The sequence below is a fragment of the Psychrobacter sp. CAM01 genome (assembly GCF_032842965.1).
Classification (GTDB): domain Bacteria; phylum Pseudomonadota; class Gammaproteobacteria; order Pseudomonadales; family Moraxellaceae; genus Psychrobacter; species Psychrobacter celer.
Window position 1 is genome coordinate 41,458 of the sequence record NZ_JAWJBL010000011.1, and the last position, 6,000, is coordinate 47,457.

General features: G+C 44.6%; 5 protein-coding genes. All 5 read left to right on the top strand.

Annotated features, from left to right (window positions below; all coding sequences use genetic code 11):
- Window positions 1-497: 497 nt before the first annotated feature.
- On the top strand, window positions 498-1,613 hold the full coding sequence (locus R0I52_RS08100) for an EcsC family protein (RefSeq protein WP_317053916.1): 1,116 nt from the start codon (window positions 498-500) through the stop codon (window positions 1,611-1,613).
- 470 nt (window positions 1,614-2,083) lie between these two features.
- Window positions 2,084-2,458: a 30S ribosomal protein S12 gene (gene rpsL, locus R0I52_RS08105; protein WP_201573638.1), complete on the top strand. Its 375-nt coding sequence runs from the start codon at window positions 2,084-2,086 to the stop codon at window positions 2,456-2,458.
- 195 nt (window positions 2,459-2,653) lie between these two features.
- Complete coding sequence (gene rpsG / locus R0I52_RS08110; protein ID WP_075102601.1) at window positions 2,654-3,127, top strand: 30S ribosomal protein S7; 474 nt, start codon at window positions 2,654-2,656, stop codon at window positions 3,125-3,127.
- Between the two features lie 390 nt (window positions 3,128-3,517).
- Window positions 3,518-5,644: an elongation factor G gene (gene fusA / locus R0I52_RS08115; protein WP_317053917.1), complete on the top strand. Its 2,127-nt coding sequence runs from the start codon at window positions 3,518-3,520 to the stop codon at window positions 5,642-5,644.
- A 236-nt stretch (window positions 5,645-5,880) separates the two neighbouring features.
- Window positions 5,881-6,000: GTP-binding protein (locus R0I52_RS08120; protein WP_317053877.1), on the top strand; the 120-nt coding region annotated here is incomplete at its 3' end.

Genomic DNA, 6,000 nt, shown 5'->3' on the forward strand with positions numbered 1-6,000 from the left:
TAAGCAAGTGAGATAAGCTTGAGATTATAGCACTTGAGGGCAGCGCATATGATACCGTATCAGTGCCTCAAAATCTTTGTACAAGTGCAAAATAACCACAAAACTGCCCAAGTACCAAATAGCACCACAGCTATAGCCAAAAGCGGCTAACAGCACATGCTTATCAAACCCATGCTCATCTGTCAGCATAAAGAATAAAAAATAGTTATAAACACGTTATACTTTCAGATACAAAACTGGTGACGGCAATAACATTGTTGGCACTGACAGGCAGACAGATAATTGACTAAGATGACACATCTTAAAATACTATTTGTCATGTATGACGAGTTGTCATGTATCACGAGCTTGGCGCATGACAAATAGCAATAACAAAACGACTAGCAATGAAAAAACGACAAAATACCAAACTCAGCATAAAGCTGATTGGCGTTGATTGTTAAATAAATTGATTGTTAAATAATACAATAACCATTCATCATATTAAGGACAACCAGATGGCAAAGCGTAGCACTCTCTCGAAGGGCGTCAGCAGTATCGGCGCATTTACCCGCAATAATTTAGAGCGTATGGGCGCTGTGATTGATGGCATGAATGCCAAAATCAGCAAGCCGCGTCAATACAAAGCCGTAAACTTAGGGGACGACGATTATCAGCAAGACCTGTTTCGTGAGCAGACGCTAAAGGCCACTCAGCAGCTGCTTGGTCCACGTTTTGCTACTTATGGTAAATACGCCAAAAAAGTGGTGCCCAATAGCTTGTTTCAATCGACTCTTGATGGCGCATTTGCCCAAGTGGCTAAGCTCGCCTTCAATTGGAGTCAGATTGATTTGCCTCATGAGCATCGCTTTGCCAATATCGAGAGCTTAGATGACGAGCAGCGTTATGCCTTAGCGACAGATATCGCCAACCAAAACCGTGCACTTGCAACCATGGGCGGCCTGACAGGCTTGGCAGGATTGCCAGGACTGCTTGCCGACACTTTATGGCTGCTGCTGGTTTCTCTACGTACCGTTTATCAGCTGGCGGCTGTATACAACAAACCGCTGACCGGCACGCAAGGCATCAAGATGGCTTATGAGCTGCTTGCCAATGCCGATCTAAGTAAAATGCAAGAAAAACAAGCGCTGCTGGCGGGCATAGGCATTGGTAAAGGGCTGCTAGACAATGCACAAAACAACGGCTTGCATAATGAGCTAAAAAACCTCGGCTTAAAAAATAAAAACGTCAATTTTTATGCCGAGCAAGTAGACCGCGTCGCCAGTCAAGTGGGTATTGATTTAGACCAGATTAATTTGTCATGGGTGCGCCGCTTACTGCCCGCCACCGCTGTTATTATCGGTATGCGTTACAATAGCCAGCTGATTGATGAGGTCATCGGCGTGGCGCAAGCAACCTTTGCTCCAGAAGCCAAATTGGCAAACCGTGCTATCACTGATGACAGCAGTAGTGAAGTGGAGGTCAATAAAGCCGCCGATAATGCGCAAAAAACAGATGAGCAGGCTGAGCAAACAGACGCAAAAAACACAGACACAGCAGATAAAAACGCAAAAAATAGCGACAAGGCAAAGGCTGATAAAAAGTCTGCAGAGCAATCGTCCGCTGACAAGTAAGCGCAGCAGCGATAATTAGAGGACGCATTAGAAAGGTTACAGGTTGGCCTTGGGGCCTAGATGGGTCTAAGCGAAGTCTAAGCCCAGCGCAGACGGCTTCGCACGCACTTGAAAAACGCGCCGATGTCGCCATTTATTTCATACCAAGTTTTGTTTGCTTGCTTTGTTTATTTTTTGCTTATTTACCGGTGTGCATACAACTATTTTATGATAAGCGTATAGCCAACACCTTAGCGGTTTTCACTGCATGATAGTTAGCGAAAAACAGATAAAGTGGTATAGTAAGCAGCTGCATGCATATCTACCACAGGTTGTAAAGTGCAACCATTCATAAGTGGTTGAAATAGCAGCAACAACTCTTTATAATACACTGTCCTAAAAATGGGTGCGTCAAAATCTGGCATTTATGTCAGATAGTTGGCGTGTTTCCCCATTTTTTTGTTTTATACCAAACGGGAGAAGGATGCCTTATGGCAACAACTAACCAATTGATTCGTAAAGGCCGCAAGTCCATCAAGGAAAAGTCAAAAGTTCCTGCGTTGGAAGCGTGCCCACAGCGCCGCGGTGTATGTACTCGCGTATATACTACCACGCCAAAAAAACCAAACTCTGCCATGCGTAAAGTATGTCGTGTACGTTTGACTTCAGGCTATGAAGTATCAAGTTACATCGGCGGTGAAGGCCATAACCTACAAGAGCACAGTGTTGTTCTTATCCGTGGTGGTCGTGTTAAAGATCTACCAGGTGTACGTTATCACACCGTCCGCGGTGCACTTGACTGCGCAGGCGTTAAAGACCGTAAGCAAGGTCGCTCTAAGTACGGTGCTAAGAAGCCTAAAGCATAATATTTGCTTAGCTTTTAGTACTACCCAATAACTGTGCATGGGTTCGGTGTCGACGGTAGTTAGATTGATAAGATGTAACTTACCCTTAAACATACCACCATGCAGTAAGGCTAACTGACAACTCATTACTATGCTCTATGATGACAAGTATGATGTTGTGAATGTTGGACACTCCTGAAGACAAGGAAATTTATTATGCCAAGACGTCGCGTCGTTGCTGCCCGTGAGATCCTACCGGATCCTAAGTTTGGTAGCCAAACTGTTGCAAAATTCATCAACCATGTAATGAGTCATGGTAAAAAATCTACTGCTGAGCGTATCGTTTATGGTGCACTTGAGACAGTTAGTGCAAAACGTAATATCGAAGATCCAGTAGCTTTCTTTGAAGAAGTCTTAGAAAACGTACGCCCAATGGTCGAAGTAAAAGCTCGCCGTGTGGGTGGTGCTACCTATCAAGTACCAATGGAAGTACGCCCCTCCCGTCGTACTGCCTTGGCAATGCGTTGGTTAGCCGAAGCTGCTGCTAAGCGTTCTGAAAAATCAATGTCTCTACGTTTGGCAGGCGAGTTAAACGACGCTGCTGACGGTAAAGGCAATGCCATGAAAAAGCGTGACGAAGTTCACCGTATGGCAGATGCTAACAAAGCATTCTCTCATTACCGCTTCTAAGCTACTAAAGATAAGGCTACTAATAATTAGTGGCTTTTGATAAATGTGATGAATTGATGGCTGATGTCGATTGATTCTGTATTTTTTCCGTTCTATGGATTGCCGCCATCATTGCTGCAGCTAAAAAGATTTGAAAGTTTGATTGTTTTTAGCTGCGATGGCGGACATCTCTCAAGATGTTTTTTGAACAGTAACACTTTTGTTAAAAAGTTTGCTTAACAGGAAATGTCCCAAATTTTATGCTGCAATATTCTTAGTATTTGCTCTTTTGTTGTCCGTATTAGGCCCAATAATCAGTAAGTAATATCACGAAGCTCACCGCTTTGTCATAGAGTATTAGGCAGAGACACAACACATTATTATATACACGAATTTCCCTAGGAAAACACTATGGCTCGTAAAACTCCCCTAAAGCGCTATCGCAATATCGGTATTTCAGCGCACATTGATGCTGGTAAGACGACTACTACTGAGCGTGTTTTATTCTATACTGGTGTAAACCATAAGCTAGGCGAGAGCCATGACGGCGCAGCCACTATGGACTGGATGGAGCAAGAACAAGAGCGCGGTATTACTATTACCTCGGCTGCAACGACTTGCTTCTGGAAAGGCATGGCGAACCAGTTTGACGAACACCGTATCAATATCATTGACACCCCAGGTCACGTTGACTTCACTATCGAAGTTGAGCGTTCTATGCGTGTTCTTGATGGCGCTTGCATGGTTTACTGTGCAGTAGGCGGCGTTCAGCCACAGTCTGAGACCGTATGGCGTCAGGCAAACAAATACAAAGTGCCACGTTTGGCATTTGTCAACAAAATGGACCGCGTTGGTGCTGATTTTTATCGCGTTATCGATCAAATCAAAACGCGTCTAGGCGGCAAGCCAGTACCATTAGTTATCCCAATTGGTAAAGAAGACGACTTTGAAGGCGTTGTGGATCTTGTGTCTATGAAAGCCATCTATTGGGACGAAGCGTCTCAAGGCATGAAGTATGAAGAGCGTGAGATTCCAGCTGAGCTACAGGACAAAGCAGAAGAATACCGTGAGTATCTCGTAGAAAACGCTGCTGAAGCTTCAGAAGAGTTGATGAATGAGTATCTTGAAAATGGCGAATTGACTGAAGAGCAAATCCACAGCGCACTTCGTCAGTTGACTATCGACAACGAAATCATTCCACTTCTTTGTGGTACTGCCTTTAAAAACAAAGGCGTACAGAAGATGCTAGACGCGGTTATTCAGTATCTACCTGCACCAATCGACGTACCTGCTATCAAAGGTATCCTCGATGACAAAGACGAAACTGAAGGCAGCCGTGAAGCGTCAGACGAAGCACCTTTCTCTGCTCTAGCATTTAAGATTATGAACGATAAGTTCGTTGGTAACCTAACCTTCGTTCGTGTCTACTCAGGCGTGATCAAGCAAGGCGCTAGCGTTTATAACCCAGTAAAAATGAAGCGTGAGCGTGTTGGCCGTATCGTACAGATGATGGCAGACTCTCAAGAAGAGCTAGAAGAAATCCGTACTGGTGATATCGCTGCATTGGTGGGTATGAAAGACGTAACCACGGGTGACACGCTATGTGACGAAAACAATGTCATCACACTTGAGCGTATGGAATTCCCAGATCCAGTTATCTCTCTAGCAGTTGAGCCAAAGACCAAAGCTGACCAAGAAAAAATGTCAATCGCTCTAGGTCGTTTGGCCAAAGAAGATCCATCATTCCGCGTTCGTACAGACGAAGAGTCTGGTCAGACCATCATCAGTGGTATGGGTGAGCTGCATCTTGAGATCTTGGTTGACCGTATGAAGCGTGAGTTTAACGTAGAAGCAAACATCGGTGCGCCGCAGGTTGCTTATCGTGAGACCATTCGTACCTCAGTTGAACAAGAAGGCAAGTTTGTACGTCAGACAGGTGGTCGTGGTAAATTCGGTCACGTTTGGCTACGTCTTGAGCCACTTGATCCAGCGGGCGACGTATTGTATGAATTCGCTGAAGAAGTTGTTGGCGGTGTGGTACCAAAAGAGTATCACGGTGCAGTCGACAAAGGTATCCAAGAGCGCATGAAAAACGGCGTACTTGCAGGCTACCCAGTGGTTGGCGTAAAAGCGACCTTGTATGACGGTTCTTACCACGACGTTGACTCGGATGAGCTATCGTTTAAAATGGCTGGTTCAATCGCGTTCCGTAAAGGCTTCTTGGCAGCAGACCCAGCACTACTTGAGCCTGTGATGAAAGTAGAAGTTGAAACGCCAGAAGACTATATGGGCGATATCATGGGCGATCTAAACCGCCGCCGTGGTATGGTTCAGGGCATGGAAGACTTGCCTGGTGGCACCAAACAGATTCGTGCTGAAGTACCATTAGCGGAAATGTTTGGCTATGCTACACAAATGCGCTCAATGTCACAGGGCCGTGCAACTTACTCAATGGAATTCCAGAAGTATGCTGAGATTCCAAAATCAGTTGCAGAATCTATCATCTCTAAGTACAACTCTAAAGATGATGACGAGTAAATAACGCTCATAAAATGATAATATAAAGCACATCTTTATATTGTCGGTGAAGAATCCGCCAATAACTTGTTAAAAGACTTGTTATTGGCCGTGATTTTCTTATAATATCTGCACATTAGTATGTGCAACCTTTTAACAATTATTTTAATGTGGTCACTACTGCTTTAGCTTTTATCTATATGAAATTTAGTATTTATATCAGTTAAGCGCCGACCCCAAAAAAAGAGGAATTACCCATGGCAAAGGCCAAGTTTGAACGCAACAAGCCACACGTCAACGTCGGCACCATCGGACACGTTGACCACGGTAAAACAACCCTAACTGCCGCTATCGCAACCGTAGCAGCAAAAACCTCA